This is a genomic window from Heyndrickxia coagulans DSM 1 = ATCC 7050 (genome assembly GCF_000290615.1).
Taxonomy (GTDB): domain Bacteria; phylum Bacillota; class Bacilli; order Bacillales; family Bacillaceae_C; genus Weizmannia; species Weizmannia coagulans.
Genome location: NZ_ALAS01000107.1, coordinates 40,942 through 56,768, shown reverse-complemented (window position 1 = coordinate 56,768; position 15,827 = coordinate 40,942). Strand labels below are relative to the sequence as shown.

The 15,827-nt window shown below is 49.9% G+C and carries 15 protein-coding genes; 5 read left to right on the top strand and 10 right to left on the bottom strand.

Translation table 11 applies throughout. The features are described from left to right. Positions 1-74 precede the first annotated feature (74 nt). A complete protein-coding gene (gene dnaE, locus IC21_RS05235) occupies positions 75-3,413 on the bottom strand; it encodes a DNA polymerase III subunit alpha (protein ID WP_029141415.1) in 3,339 nt (1,112 codons plus the stop codon). Between the two features lie 137 nt (positions 3,414-3,550). On the opposite strand from dnaE, the gene ytrH reads away from it, so the two are divergent. Together ytrH and ytrI are read left to right on the top strand one after the other, a co-directional pair. Continuing rightward, complete coding sequence (gene ytrH / locus IC21_RS05230; protein WP_029713756.1) at positions 3,551-3,892, top strand: sporulation membrane protein YtrH; 342 nt, start codon at positions 3,551-3,553, stop codon at positions 3,890-3,892. After that, positions 3,889-4,395: a sporulation membrane protein YtrI gene (ytrI, locus tag IC21_RS05225; RefSeq protein WP_017554745.1), complete on the top strand. Its 507-nt coding sequence runs from the start codon at positions 3,889-3,891 to the stop codon at positions 4,393-4,395. The genes ytrH and ytrI overlap by 4 nt, the downstream gene beginning before the upstream one ends. 41 nt (positions 4,396-4,436) lie before the next feature. Here ytrI and IC21_RS05220 read toward each other — a convergent pair whose 3' ends face one another. After that, on the bottom strand, positions 4,437-5,375 hold the full coding sequence (locus IC21_RS05220; RefSeq protein WP_029141416.1) for a DHH family phosphoesterase: 939 nt from the start codon (positions 5,373-5,375) through the stop codon (positions 4,437-4,439). An 82-nt stretch (positions 5,376-5,457) separates the two neighbouring features. Here IC21_RS05220 and IC21_RS05215 point away from each other — a divergent pair, with 82 nt between their 5' ends. Next, a complete protein-coding gene (locus IC21_RS05215) occupies positions 5,458-5,766 on the top strand; it encodes a YtpI family protein (protein ID WP_019720730.1) in 309 nt (102 codons plus the stop codon). Between the two features lie 18 nt (positions 5,767-5,784). On the opposite strand, the gene IC21_RS05210 is transcribed toward IC21_RS05215, so the two are convergent. Together IC21_RS05210 and IC21_RS05205 are read right to left on the bottom strand one after the other, a co-directional pair. Continuing rightward, entirely contained in the window at positions 5,785-7,101 is a 1,317-nt protein-coding gene (locus IC21_RS05210) for a CBS domain-containing protein (protein ID WP_019720729.1), read from the bottom strand. Between the two features lie 198 nt (positions 7,102-7,299). Beyond that, entirely contained in the window at positions 7,300-7,983 is a 684-nt protein-coding gene (locus IC21_RS05205) for a metal-dependent hydrolase (RefSeq protein WP_013859929.1), read from the bottom strand. A gap of 151 nt (positions 7,984-8,134) precedes the next feature. On the opposite strand from IC21_RS05205, the gene IC21_RS05200 reads away from it, so the two are divergent. After that, positions 8,135-9,229, top strand: a complete 1,095-nt coding sequence (locus tag IC21_RS05200; protein ID WP_029141417.1) for a M24 family metallopeptidase — start codon at positions 8,135-8,137, stop codon at positions 9,227-9,229. Positions 9,230-9,308: 79 nt separating this feature from the next. Here IC21_RS05200 and ald read toward each other — a convergent pair whose 3' ends face one another. Further along, positions 9,309-10,424, bottom strand: coding sequence for an alanine dehydrogenase (ald, locus tag IC21_RS05195; RefSeq protein ID WP_029141418.1), 1,116 nt, complete (start codon positions 10,422-10,424; stop codon positions 9,309-9,311). A 303-nt stretch (positions 10,425-10,727) separates the two neighbouring features. Here ald and IC21_RS05190 point away from each other — a divergent pair, with 303 nt between their 5' ends. Continuing rightward, positions 10,728-11,192 (top strand): universal stress protein, encoded by a 465-nt coding sequence (locus IC21_RS05190; RefSeq protein WP_019720725.1) that lies wholly within the window; start codon positions 10,728-10,730, stop codon positions 11,190-11,192. A gap of 30 nt (positions 11,193-11,222) precedes the next feature. On the opposite strand, the gene IC21_RS05185 is transcribed toward IC21_RS05190, so the two are convergent. The 5 genes from IC21_RS05185 to ytfJ form a co-directional block, all read right to left on the bottom strand. Further along, complete coding sequence (locus tag IC21_RS05185) at positions 11,223-12,053, bottom strand: EcsC family protein (RefSeq protein ID WP_019720724.1); 831 nt, start codon at positions 12,051-12,053, stop codon at positions 11,223-11,225. A gap of 155 nt (positions 12,054-12,208) precedes the next feature. After that, entirely contained in the window at positions 12,209-13,399 is a 1,191-nt protein-coding gene (locus IC21_RS05180; RefSeq protein WP_029141419.1) for an acetate kinase, read from the bottom strand. Between the two features lie 210 nt (positions 13,400-13,609). Then, a complete protein-coding gene (locus IC21_RS05175) occupies positions 13,610-14,611 on the bottom strand; it encodes a class I SAM-dependent methyltransferase (RefSeq protein ID WP_029141420.1) in 1,002 nt (333 codons plus the stop codon). Between the two features lie 113 nt (positions 14,612-14,724). Then, the gene (tpx, locus tag IC21_RS05170; RefSeq protein ID WP_019720720.1) at positions 14,725-15,228 is read right to left on the bottom strand and encodes a thiol peroxidase; all 504 of its coding nucleotides are present in this window, start codon (positions 15,226-15,228) and stop codon (positions 14,725-14,727) included. Between the two features lie 120 nt (positions 15,229-15,348). After that, positions 15,349-15,798 (bottom strand): GerW family sporulation protein, encoded by a 450-nt coding sequence (ytfJ, locus tag IC21_RS05165; protein WP_019720719.1) that lies wholly within the window; start codon positions 15,796-15,798, stop codon positions 15,349-15,351. Positions 15,799-15,827: the final 29 nt, after the last annotated feature.

Here is a 15,827-nt window from a genome sequence, read left to right as displayed (position 1 = left end):
TTCACTGCACGATATGCGATTTCTTATTCACAAGCCTATTAAACAATATAACATATTAATCTGGAGAGAAAAACTTATTTCAATATGACATTCCCTTCACCAAGCAGTTCCGTGAGCTTTTCGAGGCACGCTTCCTCCGCCCGGACCCGGCTTTTTTCCGGAAGCCGGATCGTTTTCCGTTCCTCTTCATAATGAAGAATGACCGGCGAGTCCCCCGGAAAAGCGTCAAGCACCTGCTTCACTTGAACAAGCAGCATGCGGTCCTTTCCAGCCGGAATCTTTAAATATAACGTGGCGCCGGCAGGCATGAACGGGCCGGCATCTTGCAGCCCCCGGGCAATCACCTGCTTTTTGCCGTTCCTGTTTTCGACATTTCCTTCCACGACCACAATCAACCCTTTTTGGCATAACGGGCTGTATTTTTTAAAGATATCCGGAAAGACGACACATTCTATTTCATCCGTTTCGTCACTCATGTGCAAAAATGCCATCAGGCTGCCTTGTTTTGTGCGGATCGTTCTTGTGTCCGTAATGCAGGCACCAAACCGGATTTTCCTCATGCCCGAATGCAGCTTGCTTACCGCAAGCACGCCTGTCTTGTCCCAAAAAGGCCGGTACTGCCCGGCCGGATGCCCGGATAGATAGAGCCCCAAATATTGCTTTTCAAATGCGAGCTTATCCATCAGTGAAATCGGCTCGGTTTCCACATAATTCGGTTCAATGCTGAACGCTTCATCCTCAAAGAACAGATCCGCCTGCCCGTCATCCGGCTGCATAATGTCCGCATGTTCAAGGGCGACATCGATGCTGGCAAGCAAGACAGCCCTGTCTTTTCCGAATTCATCCATCGCGCCTGAAAATGCAAACGCCTCTAAAATTTTCCGGTTCAGCCCTTTCACCCGCAGGACAAGATCAAACAAGCTTTTAAACGGGCGCCGTTTTCTTTCTTTAAGCAGTTCTTTGATGGAGGCGTATCCGATCCCTTTTATCGCAGCAAGGCTGTAGCGGATGGCGCCGTTTTCCACGGTAAACGGATAATGGCTGTGCTGCACGGAAGGCGGCAAGACCCGGATCCCCATCTGCTGCGCTTCGCGAATATACTGGGCAATTTTATCCTCGTTGCCGATCACGCTCGTCAAAAGGCTCGCCATAAAATAGAGCGGGTAATGGGTTTTTAAATAAGCAAGCCGGCAAGCGAGCATGCTATAGGCGACGGCATGGCTGCGGTTAAAACCGTAATTGGCGAAACGGACGATAAAATCATAAATAGTATTCGCCGTTTTTTTCTCATATCCTTTTTTTTGCGCGCCATTTATAAAATGCAGCCGCTGTTCGTCCAGGATTTCCCTTTTCTTTTTGCTGACGGCCCGGCGGAGCAAATCCGCCTCCCCGAGCGAAAAGCCCGCCATCTTTGAAGCGATCTGCATAATTTGTTCCTGGTAGACAATCACGCCGTATGTTTTTTCCAAAATCGGCTGAAGATCGGGATGCGGATATTCGACCGGTTTCACCCCGTGTTTCCGCTCAATATAGGCCGGGATATTTTCCATCGGCCCGGGCCGGTACAGCGCATTGACCGCGACAATGTCTTCAAATTCGGTCGGTTTAAGCCGCTCGAGCACTTTCCGCATGCCGTCCGACTCGAACTGGAAGATCCCAGTCGTATTGCCCGTACTAAAAAGGCGAAATGTCTCCGGATCATCAAGCGGCACATCCTGGAGGCGGATTTTTCTCCCCGTCCCCTTTTCGATCCCCGCGAGGATATGCTCAAGAATGGTTAAATTCCGCAAACCGAGGAAGTCCATTTTCAAAAGCCCGATTTCTTCGAGATGGTTCATCGGATACTGGGTTAAAAAAATGCCGTCATGCCCTTCCTGCACCGGGATGATGCCCGTAAGCGGTTCACCGCTGATAATGACGCCGGCAGCATGGGTGGAAACATGGCGCGGTAAGCCTTCCAAAAGCCGGGCCGTTTCAAAAAGCTTGCGGCGCTGGTCCGACTGGCCGATCCACTCCCGGAAGGCGCTTGATGCTTCATATGCTTTTTTAAGCGTCATGCCAGGCTGTGACGGGATGAAGCGCGACAACCGTTCAAGCTCTTTTGTTTCAAGGCCGAAAATCCGGGCAACATCCCGGGCTGCGGCTTTCGCGGCAAATGTGCCGAATGTGATGATCTGCGCGACATGCTGCCGGCCGTATTTTTCCGCGACATAGCGGATCATCTCGTCCCGCCTGTGATCCGGAAAATCGCTGTCAATATCCGGCATGGAGACGCGCTCCGGGTTCAAAAACCGTTCAAACAAAAGCCCGTATTGCACCGGGTCGACATCGGTAATATAAAGCGCGTATGCGACAAGGGAGCCGGCAGCGGAACCGCGCCCCGGCCCGGTAAGAATCCCGTGTTCCCTGGCATATTTCATAAAATCCCAGACAATGAGGAAATAGTCGCTGAACTGCATTTCCCGGATGATTTTCAGCTCATACTCCAGCCGGCCTGTATACCGTTCTCCCGGATTCGGCACGCGTTCGCTGAGGCCTTTGCGGCACACTTCTTCCAGGAAGGCATCCGCCGTCTGCCCGCCCGGAACCGGAAACGCCGGCAGCAGCCGCTGTCCCGTTTTGATTTCCACAGAGCAGGCATCTGCGATTTTTTCCGTATTGGCCAAAGCTTCCGGGAAATCGGCAAAAAGCTGTTCCATTTCCTGCTGCGGCTTAAAGTCGTACATCCCGCTTTCCGGGCCCGGCCGGTTTTCATCCGTAAGTTTCACCCCGGCTTTGATCGCGCGCAACACTTCATGGGCAAAAGCATCTTCCTTCTTTAAGTACTTCACATTTGCGGCAACGACTTCCGGGATGCCCAGTTTTTCCGACAGCGCATGCATATCGGGAAGCACTTTCTTAGCTTGCGCTGTCCCGTTGTTTTCAAGTGCAAGATAAAAGCTCGGCCCGAAAATTTCCCGGTATAAAACCGCAACCTCTTCTGCGCGCGGTCCATCGTCCCGCAACAGCGCCTGCTCGATTTCCCCTTCAAGCCCCGGCGTAAAGGCGATCAGGCCATCGCTGTAGGCGCGCAGCCATTTTGTGAAAATGCCGGGTTCGGGCCTCGTCTGGATGGCACTTGAGATTTTCATCAAATGCCGGTAGCCGGTTTCGTTTTTGGCAAGCAACACAACCGGATAGGCTTTGCCGGGTTCAAATTGGCTCATCACATCCGCTGTCATGCCGATAACGGGTTTGATGCCGTTTTCGCGGCAAGCCTTGTAAAAAGGGAAGGCCCCGTACATCACATTGCGGTCCGTGATCGCAAGGGTGTCATAATGAAGCGCTTTTGCGTACGCCGCCCATTCAGGGATGGAGATCGTACTTTCCAGCAGGCTGTAGGCTGTTTGGACCTGCAAATGGACAAAACGCATGTTAAACTGCCTCCTATTCGTACCTGTACATGATTCTTATTATACATGTTTTCAAGCGGGCAAAAAAGAAGATACGTTCGATTTCATACGGGCACGCATTGTCCCATATATTGTTTAGTAATGAAGAAAAGATGGGGATGGTTCGGTTGAGCGAAGGGTTTTTTCCCGCATTTTTCAACAGTTATTTTATCGCGTTCGGCGTAATGTTCGGCGGCGCCTTGATCGGGGGGCTCGCTTCGTTCATTACCGGCGAGCCGCTTTTGACGGAAATTTCGAAGATTGCGCGCGACCTCCGCATCTGGGCGATCATTGCCGCCATCGGGGGGACGTTCGATACCGTTTACAGCTTTGAAAAAGGATTTTTGGAAAGCGAGACAATGGTATTGTTCAAGCAGCTGCTTTTAATTCTGTCGGCCATGGGCGGTGCCAAAACGGCCGCGCTTATTATTTCATGGATTACCCAGGAGAATGTGCTATGAGAATCCCGCCGCTTTACCGGAAACCGGGCTGGCAGCGGTTCATGGCCGGATTTATCGTGGGCGGTTGCATCAGCTGGCTTATTTTTCTGTATATGTTCGGTGTCATGCAGGAAAGGCAGGCGCAAATGATTGAACGCCAGGAAAAAACGATCCAGGATTTGCAACAGGAAAAGGCAATCTGGCAGGAAGACTATAAAAAACTCAATCAAAAAAATGAAAAGCTCCTGACCATCCAGCGTATTGACGTGAAAATCAGCAACTATGAAAAATATGATATCCACGATTCACAAAGCATTTTTGAAGCAGAAGAGGATATTAAACATGACTTAAGCCCGCTGATCGCAAAAAATTTAAAAACCGCTTATTTGAACAAAGACTTGATTATCCGCATGCTCGAAAACAAAGTCATTAAAATCAACCACCGCCGCTATACCTTCGAAGTGCGAGACATTTTGTTTTACTCCGTTGTCCGCGTCCACCTGAATTTAAAGCTGGCAGACTGAAAGAAGGCAAATCCGCTTTCCCGCGGTTCTGCCTTCTTTTTTTACCCTTCCTTGCAGAGCGCGATCAAATCCTTTTTTACCGCCTCTGTCGTTTCCCACGAATGCACGGTGGCCCCGGCAGCAAGCGGATGCCCGCCGCCGCCGTATTTGCGGGCCAGCTCATTGATGGCAGGGCCTTTTGAACGGAAACGGAGGCGGATTTGGCCTTCTTCTTCGATAAAGAAGCACCAGGCTTTAAGCCCTTTAATATCGCCGAGCGTGGTGACAAGCTGGGAGGCTTCCCGCACCGTTACGCCGAATTTTTCAATCAGTTCTTTTTTCAGCACGACAATCGCCGCCCCGTGCTCAAGAATGTCCAGGTTCTGGTATATATACCCTTGGAGCCTCACGACTTCCGGTTCAACCTCGTACATCTTGTTAAAGAGCGCCGTCCGGTCGAAATTGTAATGGATCAGTTCACCGGCATAGTCAAATGTTTTTTCCGTCGTGCTCGGATACAAAAATCGGCCTGTATCCCCGACAATGCCGGCAAACAGCAGCCTTGCCGCATCATCTGTCATCCTGAGCCCCTCTTCTTTCCCGGATAAGTAAAACTCATAGATCATTTCGCTGACAGAGGACGCGTCTTCATCAACCCATTGAATATCCCCATAAGCATCATGGTTCGGGTGGTGGTCGATTTTGATCAGCCTTTCCCCGAGATGGAAGCGCTGGTCGCTGATCCGTTCGCGGTTGGCGGTATCACAAACGATGACAAGCGCCCCGCGGTACGTTTCATCCGGAATCCGGTCCATCCTGTTCAAATAGGCGAGGGCCGGTTCATCGTCGCCCACGATGTAAATGTTTTTATCCAGAAAAGACGCCTTCAGTATTTCCGCAAGTCCCCCCTGCGATCCGTAAGCATCCGGATCCGGCCGGACATGGCGGTGGATGATGATCGTGTCAAAAAGCCTGATCGTCTGTAAAATTTTTGCTTTCATCTTACTCCCCGTTTCTCTGGCAAGATTTTTTTCATTTTGTAAAATAGAAGGAAATACGGACAACTCGATTTGGAGGTGCACGATGCCGATCCTTGCCGTTTTGATTCTCGCATCTATTAGCGCGTATGTATATTTTAAACTAAAAAACGTCCGCAGCCTTTTGGTGATGGAAAAAAAGGTGTTTTCCGCCAAAGCCAATATGGCGCTCGGTTCATTTATTTTTTTGTTCGGCGTGAATGAATTGTTTCTGTTCCACACTGCCGCCACTTATATCATCGCAGCCGTTTTTATCGCGCTCGGGCTTTTCAATATCGCAGGCGGTTTCAAAAGGCTGCGGTTTTACCAGCCCGAAATGCAGAAAGAAAGGGACGAATCCCGGCGTGCACCGTAAAAGGCGTGGCACGTACCGTTATCTTTCAATCAGCTGGCACATCAGCAGGGCTTTGCCGACAAGGTTGCCCTGATTGAAGACTTCCACATCGATTTTGGCAGATTTCCGGCCGGAGTCGAGAATTTTCGGTACAATCCGGATCATGCTTTCGAGCTGGACCGGTTTGATAAAATAGACCGTTAAGCTTTCGATGATCATATCGCCTTTTTTTCTGGAGCGCAAAAAGCGGTTGGCCGTTTCGTGCACAAGTGTCGTGAATACACCGTATGAAATCGTCCCTAAGGGGTTGGTCATTTGCGGCGTCACTTCAAACTGGAAATCATCCGGATCCTCCGTTTTGGCCGATGAAGCATCGAGCTGGGTCGTGACGATATTGTCGATCGTTTCCCCGACTTGCGGCTGGCGCTGTGTCATTTGCAGCTCCTTTAAGACGTCCTGGCGGCTGACAATCCCCCTCAGCCGGTTAAAATCATCGGTCACCGGCAAGATTTCGATCCCTTCCCAGACCATCATATGGGCAGCGGATGTGACGCTTGTTTTTTCGCTGACCGTAATCGGATTTTTCGTCATCACTTTCTCGATATTTGAGTCCGTATCGGTTTCCATCACGTCTTTCGAGGTAACGATGCCCGCCACCTTTAAATTGCGGTCGACAACAGGAAAGCGCGAGTGGCCTGTTTCCCGTTTTTTGCGGTACCAGTCCCGGACCATGTCCGTTGTATTCAAATAAGCCGTTTTTTCGATCGGTGTTAAAATATCTTCCACGAGAATAATTTCTTTTTTAATCAGCTGGTCATAGACAGCACGGTTAATCATCGTCGCAACGGTAAACGTGTCATAGCTCGTCGAGATGACCGGCAGCGATTTCTCATCCGCAATTTTTTTTACATAGTCTTTTGTATCAAATCCGCCGGTAATCAAAACGGCAGCCCCTGACCTTAACGCCAATTCATGCGCATCCGTGCGGTTTCCGACAATGAGCAGGCTCCCAGGATCCGTATACTTCGACATCGCCTCGAGTTCCATGGCGCCGATCACAAATTTTGTAAGCGTTTTATACAAGCCGGATTTTCCGCCCAGCACTTGGCCGTCGATAATATTGACGACTTCCAAAAATGTCAGCTTTTCGATATTTTCTTTTTTCTTCTGCTCAATCCGGATGGTGCCGACCCGTTCAATCGTGCTGACATACCCTTTTATTTCAGCATCTTTAATGGCGCGGTAAGCGGTCCCTTCACTGACATTCAGCGCCTTTGCAATCTGGCGGACTGATATTTTTTCCCCGACCGGCAGCTCATTGATATATTGTAAAATCTGTTCGTGTTTTGTCGCCATTTTTTCACCTTCTTTCCGTTTTTGTACGCTTTCAAGGAATATGTATGGAGCAATCTGTATATTTCTATTATAGATGGAAAAAGGGGAAAAGGGCAATCAGGCCCCTTTAAATAATGGAAAAGGGGAAGTGCGGCCGGCACTTTTTCAGCACATGCCGGCTGCAAGCGAACCCCTGTATTTGCCAATCCTGGGCCTCTGTTACAATTCGATCGCATCTCCGGCTTTCATGACTTTGCCGTTTACGCCGTCGAGCAAATCGATAAATTTCTGCGGATCCTGCTGAATGAGCGGGAACGTATTGTAATGGATCGGCACGACCGTTTTCGCCTGCAGAAATGTTGCCGCCACTGCTGCGTCTTCCGGCCCCATCGTGAAGTTGTCGCCGATCGGCAGAAATGCGAGATCAATCGGGTGGCGTTCGCCGATTAATTTCATATCCGAGAACAGCCCGGTATCGCCAGCGTGGTAGATTGTTTTCCCTTCTGCCATCAGCAAAACGCCCGTCGGCATCCCGAGGTAAACGATTTCTTTCTTTTCATCATCCACAACCGCCGAGCCGTGGAACGCCTGGGTAAGCTTTACTTTTCCGAAATCGAACTGGTACGAGCCGCCGATATGGAGCGGATGCGTATTCAGCCCTTTCCAGGCAAAGTAATTTGCAATTTCATTATTGGCAATAATAAGCGCATTCTTTTTGCGGGCAAGCGCCTCTGTATCCCCGATATGATCGCCGTGCCCATGTGTGAGAATAATCACATCCGGGCTTTCTTCCTCCACTTTCAGGTCTGTCTGGCTGTTGCCGGTAATAAACGGATCAAAGAGTATCGTTTTGCCGCCCGTTTCCACTTTTACAATTGAATGGCCGTGAAAAGAAACTTTCATCAGCTGATCACTCCTTTTAAAATTTGTACGGCTTCAGTGGCCACTTTCATTATATTATTTCTTTGCCCCGTAATCCTGCCTGATGCTCTACATGTAGCATCTTAACCTATTTTTTGCTATGCTAGTAACGTCTGATAAGGAGATGAATGGGATGAATAAGCGTTTGGCAAGTGTGGCGGCGTGGCTGAAAGCGGAAAAGACCGATGCTGCTTTTATTACGTCGCCTGACAATGTCTTTTATTTGAGCGGTTACCGCAGCGACCCGCACGAAAGGCTGCTCGGCATTTGCGTATTCCAGGAAAAAGAGCCGTTTCTCGTCTGCCCGGCAATGGAGGCGTATGATGCGAAAAAAGCCGGCTGGGAATATGACATTCTCGGTATCCGGGATACGGATAACCCGTGGGATTTGGTGGCTGGAGAAATACGCGGGCGAATCGGGAATGTCGATACATTTGCGGTTGAAAAAGAGCATTTGAACGTGGAACGGTTCGAAGCGCTGAAAGAACGGTTTGGCGGCGCCCGCTTTACCGCTGCTGAAGAAAAATTGCGCACGATGCGCCTCATCAAAGATGAGCAGGAACAGAAGATTTTAAGGGAAGCGGCCGCTTTTGCCGATCTGGCCGTTGAAACGGGCATCCGCGAAATTCAAGAAGGAAAAACCGAACTTGAAATCGTGGCTGCCATTGAATTTGCAATGAAAGAAAAAGGGATTTCGGAAATGAGCTTCGCCACCACCGTCCTCTCAGGTGCGAAGGCGGCTTCCCCGCACGGCGCGCCCGGCCTTGACAAAATCGAAAAAGGGAATTTTGTCCTGTTTGACCTGGGCGTTGTGCACCAAGGCTACTGTTCCGATATTACAAGGACGGTCGCATTCGGGGGGCTCAGCGAAGAAAAAACCCGGATTTACGAAACGGTATTAAAAGCGGAAGAAGCAGCCGTGGCGGCAGCAAAACCGGGGGTAAAGGCAAAAGAGCTCGACTTGATTGCACGCCGCATCATTGAAGACGCGGGATACGGCGAATATTTTACACACCGGCTCGGCCACGGGCTCGGCATCAGCATCCACGAATATCCTTCTGTCACCCATACGAATGAGCTGGTGCTTGAAGAAGGGATGGTCTTCACGATCGAACCGGGAATATACGTGCCGGGAGTTGCCGGCGTCCGGATTGAAGATGACGTCTGCATTACAAAAACGGGTGCCGAAGTGCTGACAAAGTACCCGAAAGCCTTGCAGTATGTTTAAAAAAGAAGCACAAGCAGCTTTCATGCTGCTTGTGCTTCTTTTTTTGTTCCGGCAATTCTTGCAGCCGGCTTTTGAAAACTTATTTTAAAAGCTTTTTCACATCGGTATAGGAGAGCCCGAGCGAATCGGCCACCGCTTGATACGTTACATGCCCGTTCAGCGTATTGACTCCTTTTAACAGCGCCTCATTTTCCAAAACTGCTTTCTCATACCCCTTATTGGCAATTTCCGCCGCGTACGGCACCGTCACATTGGTGAGGGCAATCGTCGATGTGCGGGCAACCGCGCCCGGAATATTGGCGACTGCATAATGGACGACATCATGTTTGATATAAACCGGATCATCATGGGTCGTGGAACGGTCTGTCGTTTCAAAACTGCCGCCTTGGTCAATCGCAATATCCACGACAACAGAGCCCGGCTGCATCGCTTTGATCATCTCTTCCGTCACCAGTTTTGGCGCTTTTGCACCCGGGATCAGAACGGATCCGATCACAAGGTCCGCATCACTCACCGCTTCCGCAATATTGTACGGATTCGAGATCAGGGTTGTAATTTTGCTGCCGAAAATGTCATCAAGCTGGCGCAGGCGGTCCGGATTCAATTCGACAACCGTTACATCCGCCCCAAGGCCGATCGCGACTTTTGCCGCATTCGTTCCGGCAACCCCGCCGCCGATAATTGTAATCCTGCCTCTTTTGACGCCCGGCACGCCGGAAAGCAGGATCCCTTTTCCACCGTTATTTTTTTCAAGAAACTGTGCGCCAATCTGCGGCGCCATTCTGCCCGCCACTTCGCTCATCGGCGTCAAAAGCGGCAGCGAACGGTTGGCAAGCTGCACGGTTTCATAAGCAATGCCGGTCACTTTCTTTTTCAGCAGTTCTTCCGTAAGCCCGGGTGCTGCGGCAAGATGCAAATATGTAAATAAAATCATGCCTTCACGGAAATAGCGGTACTCGCTTTCGATCGGCTCTTTCACTTTCATGACCATTTCAAAAGACCACGCATCTTCAGCAGTCTCTACGATCCGGGCACCGGCTTTGGCATATTCTTCGTCACTGAACCCCGATGCAAGGCCCGCATTCTTTTCAATAAAAACTTCATGCCCCGCTTTGGACAGGGTCACCACGCCGGCCGGGGTCATGGCCACACGGCTTTCATTGTTTTTAATTTCTTTTGGCACGCCAATTCGCATAGAAAGTTCCTCCTCGTGTTCGTGTTTTGCCATCCGCTTTCTTATTATTGTAAGAAAACATATCAAACGGTTGAAAACTTTCCCAAACATCTTTATTGTAGCAAAAATTCCCTCTTTTTCCTATGTTTTTTGCAAATTTCTTATCCGCGGCAAGGAACGGGATACCGTTTTCATTTTTGCCTGCTTCCGCCCGTTTTGATTGAAAAATGGATCACCGGGTTTTTTCATTTTTCACACACAAACCCGGAAAATTCTAGTAAAATAGACATGAAAGGCAGGCAGTTTATAAAGGAGATGAGTAAGATGGGCACACAATACCGGAATATTTTAGTAGCGGTAGATGGCTCCAAAGAAGCCGATTGGGCTTTTACAAAAGCGGTTGAAATCGCCAAACGGAACAAGGCGGAATTATCGGTTGTCCATGTCGTCGATAACCGGGCGCTCGCCACTTTGACGCCGATTGATTCGACATTGTATGAGCAGAACGAAAAATTCGGGGATGAGCTGTTAAGCAATTACAAAGACCGCGCCGCGGAAAAAGGGATCAAAGTCCAGACGATCATCCAGCTCGGCTCTCCGAAACTTCAAATCACAAAAAATGTCGCGCCAAAAGTGCATGCGGATTTAATTGTGTGCGGCGCAACCGGTTTAAATGCAGTGGAAAGGCTCCTAATCGGAAGCGTTTCCGAGCATATTGTCCGCACTTCCCCCTGCGATGTGCTCGTTGTGAGAACGCCTAAGGAAGAAGAAGGCAAAGCGGAAAATTAAGCAAAAACCAGCCTTTTACGGGCTGGTTTTTTAACGGCCGCTTTTTTCTGTTAAAAACCGGTATTGATAATATTTCTCTGCAATTTCACAAACTTTTTTAGAAAAATAGTAGTTTGTAGCAGCCCCGATGGCCATCCCGGCCCAGCTGTTTTCTCCCCGCTTTTTCGGCCGGAGCAGCGCCAGAAAAGCGAGCTTACCGGCATGCCCGATGGCCCCCGGCCACAAATAGCGGTGGAATAACTTTTCATTCCCTGCATAGAAGCCGGTTCCGCGCGCTTCCAGCTCATCCATCAATTCTTCCCAGAGCGCATATTTCACCATGTCCGGGGCAGCGGCCATCAGCACGATTTTCAGCGCCGCCACGAGTCCGCCGGGCGATTTTGTTTCAAATCCGTAAGCTGCACCGGTGAGCTGGACCGCCCGGAGATTCACAGCCAGCAGGAAAAACGGGTCCGCCGCGGCAAAAACGGCTTTCCCGGTTCCGCTCAATGCCCCTTCGAAGAGTGAGAGACGGCGGTATTTTGCCTGCTGCCGTGCCGCAATAAACCCTGCCTGGTCGATGGTAAGTTTCCTCATATCGGGAATCGTTGCGACAGAACTGTCAAAGAGACGCCCCGCAGCAAGTATTTTTTCGATCTCATGCCCGTAAGGCAGATTTTCATCGGCAAATGAACAGATTTGAAACAAAACGGCATCTATTTTTTCATGGATATTTTCCAGCGCCTCATCCGGAAAATTGGCAAAGAGCGCATCCAGTTTTTGCTTGCGCCCGCCCCCTTCTTTTCCGGCCGCTAACAGCTTCTCCGCCCAGTCGTTGATTTCATCCAGGACTATTTTTTCCCTGTCTGTCCATTCCGCCATTTTCGATCCGCTCCCAAACTCTGTTTTACAGCCATTATAACATAAATTCCATGCACGGCTGTCCGTTTATGCTATGCCAAAGCGCTTCCTGAAACGATTTATTCGGGCACGGGCAGCAGAGAAAGCAAGCTGCCGGCGCCGGCCGGCTTCCGCGGTCATGAAGACAGCCGGACAACATCGCGTGCGATCATCAGCTCTTCATTAGTAGGGATAACGAGCACTTTTACAGGGGAATGCGGATAATTGATAAACGCTTCGGTCCCACGGATCTGGTTCAGGGTCGGATCCCAGTAAATGCCCATAAATTCCAGTCCCGTTAAAATTCTTGCGCGGATGGCATCGCTGTTTTCCCCGATGCCGGCTGTAAAAATAATCGCATCCACGCCGGCCATTTTTGCCGCATACGACCCGATGTATTTATGGATGCGGCTTGCAAAAATGTCAAGCGCCAGTTCAGCCCGCTTGTTCCGCTCGAGTTCTGCCGCCACCTGGATATCGCGCAAATCGCTGGAAACGCCCGAAATGCCAAGAAGCCCGGATTCTTTGTTTAACACTTCGAGCACTTCTTCCGCGGTTTTGCCTGTCTTCTCCATAATAAACGGAATCAGCGCAGGATCGATATTGCCGGAACGCGTGCCCATCGTCACACCGGCCAATGGCGTAAAGCCCATGGACGTATCGATTGACCGGCCGCCCTGGATCGCCGCAATGCTTGCCCCGTTGCCCAAATGGCATGAAATCAGGCGCAGCTGTTTAAGCGGCCTGCCGAGCAGCTCAGCGGCGCGCATCGCTACATATTTATGGGAAGTGCCGTGAAACCCGTATTTGCGGATCCGATATTTTTCGTAGTATTCATAGGGTAGGCTGTATAGGAAAGCACTTTCCGGCATCGTTTGGTGGAAAGCGGTATCAAACACGGCCACTTGAACCACATCCGGCAGCACAGCACGGAACGCCCGGATCCCCGTTGCGTTCGCCCGGTTATGAAGCGGCGCGAGTTCCGCCAAATCTTCAATTTGCGCGAGCACCTGGTCATTGACGACAGCAGAATCATTGAATATTTCGCCGCCGTGCACAACCCGGTGGCCCACGCCTTCTATTTCATCCAAAGACCGGATAATACCGGTTTCCGTTAATTTTTTTAATAAAAACTGCACGGCAACTTCATGGTTCGGAATATCGGTAATTTCCTTCACCCTGTCCCCGTTTACCGTAATGGAAAATAAAGCATCGTTTAACCCGATCCGTTCAATCAGGCCTTTCGTTATAACGCTTTCATTCGGCATATCAAATAATTGAAATTTTAAGGAGGAGCTCCCCGCATTAATTGCCATAATTTTTGCCATTGCTCGTCTTCCCTTCGCAAAATCAAATGAACCCTTTTATTTTTTTAAAATAGCGATCTCATTTTCTCATTTTGCCATTCTATCCGGTTTTTTTCAACCGGTTTTTTGGTTTCGTCTCCCGGGAACATATAAAATGATACCATAAAAACACAAACAAATGGGGGCCGGAACGCAATTTCCTGCTTTCCGGCCCCCATTTTTCCCAATTCGTCAAATTTTGCCGCTTTGGATATTTTCTTTGCACCAGGCGTCCATTTTTGCCATCAGCTGCCTTAGCGCCCCCTCGTTGGACAGGGACGGGAGCGACGCCAGCAGCACTTGTTCCGGCGCCTTCACGCCTTCCGCTTTCTTGCGGATGACAAAAATGCTTTTGGCAGCCTGTTCGTTTTTGAAGATGGTCATCGGCAATTGCAAAATCGCCTGGATATCCGCCTCTTCTTTTAAAAACCGGCGAAGTTTCGGGGCTTCTTTTGTTTCAAATAATCCGTTTGGGATGAGAAAAAATAAAAATCCGCCCGGGCGCGCCGCTCTCAGGCTCTGCTCGATAAACAAATGATGGGCGTACGAATGCCCTTCATCTGCCTTCAGCTTGTAATCTGCGGCGCCCGCATCATTCGGGTAGTATCCGACCGGCAAATCGCAAACAACGATATCGACAGGGTCAATGAACAATTGGGACAGGGCATCCTGCGTAAACAGTTCGATTTCATGGTGCAGAAGGTTCGCCCCCGTGTATGCGAGCCGGACCAAAACATCATCGATATCCACGCCGTAAGCAGTGATGTTTTTCCCGCTGAGCTGGTTCAAAATGGTCAAAAGCAAATTGCCGGTGCCCACCGCAGGGTCCAAAATCGAAAACGCACTGGTATCTTCTGCAAACTTGCCGATAAAATAGCTCATCAGCAGTCCGATCGAATCCGGCGTCATTTGGTGGTTTGCCTGGACGTTTGCTTTCATCCCCTTCAGGATGGCGAGCTGGTAGGCTTTCCGTATTTGCTCGCGGGTAAAGTCCCCGAGGCGGACCGTTCCGTATATGTTTTCAAGGCGTTTTTCATCGCGCGCATCAATCCCATTTTGGCGGATGCTTCCGGTGAATAAATTTTCCCCGGTCATCGCCACGGCTTCCAAATACGGGACAGAGAGGCGATTTTCCAAGATTTGCGCGGATTCGTTAAAAACGGTAAAAAGGGTTTCAACAGGAGAGGCCGACATTCATTCTCCTCCTTCATATTCTTCTTCCATATAAAATCCCCGATGGAGATCGGGGATTTTATCGCAGTATAGCAAGCGCTCTTCGCGTTTCCCGGCGCTATTCAATGCCTGTTTTACGATGCATCTTTTGCGGCTTGCAATGCTTTTTCGTAGTCAGGATGGTTGGTGCCTTCGCTTACATATTCCACATATGTAACCGTATCATTGGAATCCACGACAAATACGGCGCGGGCAAGCAGGCGAAGTTCTTTCATCACAACCCCGTAAGCTTTGCCGAATGACAGGTCGCGGTGGTCGGACAACACTTTTACATGGTCGAGCCCGGATGCCGCACACCATCTTTTTTGAGCAAAAGGCAGGTCACAGGAGAAAGTATAAACGTTGACTTCTTTCCCGAGTTTTGCTGCTTCTTCGTTAAAACGGCGCGTCTGTGCATCGCAAACACCGGTATCAATCGACGGGACAACGCTGAAGATGCGGACGCCGCCTTTTGTATCCGAAAGTGTCACCTCATTCAAGTCATTATCCAGAACCGTAAAGTCCGGTGCCTTATCGCCAACTTTTACTTGTGTCCCTTCCAATGTGACTGGATTCCCTTTAAATGTAACCGAAGCCATGAAATACCCTCCTTATTTTTGCCGGGGCTTACAATCCCCGTATTTCAGCTGTGCTCATACCTTATCATACTGGACAACGAAAAAAATTTCCAATTTAAAACCCGCGAATCATGCGGGTTTTTAAAAATCAAGATCCTGTTTTTGCTGGTTGGCCGGCTGTTGCCCGCCATTTTGGCCGTTTTGTTTCAGCATGCTCTGGATTTTTTCGACAACGCCCGGTGCGACGTCCATAATTTTTTCAATCAGATGCGTGTTTTGGTCCAGATGCAGCATTTTCACGCCTTGTGCGCCAACAACCAAAAAGGCAATGGGCATAATCGAGACGCCGCCGCCGCTGCCGCCCCCGAAAGGCAGCTCTGCCGGGCGGGATTCGCCGCTGCCGCCGGATCCGGATGGCCCGTTAAATTGGCTGCCGCCTGCCGCAAACCCGAAACCGACTTTGGATACGGTTAAAATGACGCTTCCATCCGGCGTTTCCACCGGATCCCCGATAATCGTATTTACGTCAATCATTTCTTTTAAATTTTCCATTGCGGCCGTCATCAGGCCTTCAATCGGATGTGAACCCATTGTTGTTTCCTCCTGTCATTTGTTTCTGC

Excerpts from the sequence above, each read along its gene's own strand:
- IC21_RS05215 (WP_019720730.1), top strand. The coding sequence starts at position 5,458 with ATGCCGATCCTTGCCGTTTTGATTCTCGCATCTATTAGCGCGTATGTA.
- IC21_RS05185 (WP_019720724.1), bottom strand. The coding sequence starts at position 12,053 with ATGGCGGAATGGACAGACAGGGAAAAAATAGTCCTGGATGAAATCAAC.
- ytrI (WP_017554745.1), top strand. The coding sequence starts at position 3,889 with ATGAGAATCCCGCCGCTTTACCGGAAACCGGGCTGGCAGCGGTTCATG.
- tpx (WP_019720720.1), bottom strand. The coding sequence starts at position 15,228 with ATGGCTTCGGTTACATTTAAAGGGAATCCAGTCACATTGGAAGGGACA.
- ytrH (WP_029713756.1), top strand. The coding sequence starts at position 3,551 with ATGGTTCGGTTGAGCGAAGGGTTTTTTCCCGCATTTTTCAACAGTTAT.
- IC21_RS05220 (WP_029141416.1), bottom strand. The coding sequence starts at position 5,375 with ATGAAAGCAAAAATTTTACAGACGATCAGGCTTTTTGACACGATCATC.
- IC21_RS05200 (WP_029141417.1), top strand. The coding sequence starts at position 8,135 with ATGAATAAGCGTTTGGCAAGTGTGGCGGCGTGGCTGAAAGCGGAAAAG.
- IC21_RS05190 (WP_019720725.1), top strand. The coding sequence starts at position 10,728 with ATGGGCACACAATACCGGAATATTTTAGTAGCGGTAGATGGCTCCAAA.
- IC21_RS05180 (WP_029141419.1), bottom strand. The coding sequence starts at position 13,399 with ATGGCAAAAATTATGGCAATTAATGCGGGGAGCTCCTCCTTAAAATTT.
- IC21_RS05210 (WP_019720729.1), bottom strand. The coding sequence starts at position 7,101 with ATGGCGACAAAACACGAACAGATTTTACAATATATCAATGAGCTGCCG.
- dnaE (WP_029141415.1), bottom strand. The coding sequence starts at position 3,413 with ATGCGTTTTGTCCATTTGCAGGTCCAAACAGCCTACAGCCTGCTGGAA.
- IC21_RS05205 (WP_013859929.1), bottom strand. The coding sequence starts at position 7,983 with ATGAAAGTTTCTTTTCACGGCCATTCAATTGTAAAAGTGGAAACGGGC.
- ytfJ (WP_019720719.1), bottom strand. The coding sequence starts at position 15,798 with ATGGGTTCACATCCGATTGAAGGCCTGATGACGGCCGCAATGGAAAAT.
- ald (WP_029141418.1), bottom strand. The coding sequence starts at position 10,424 with ATGCGAATTGGCGTGCCAAAAGAAATTAAAAACAATGAAAGCCGTGTG.
- IC21_RS05175 (WP_029141420.1), bottom strand. The coding sequence starts at position 14,611 with ATGTCGGCCTCTCCTGTTGAAACCCTTTTTACCGTTTTTAACGAATCC.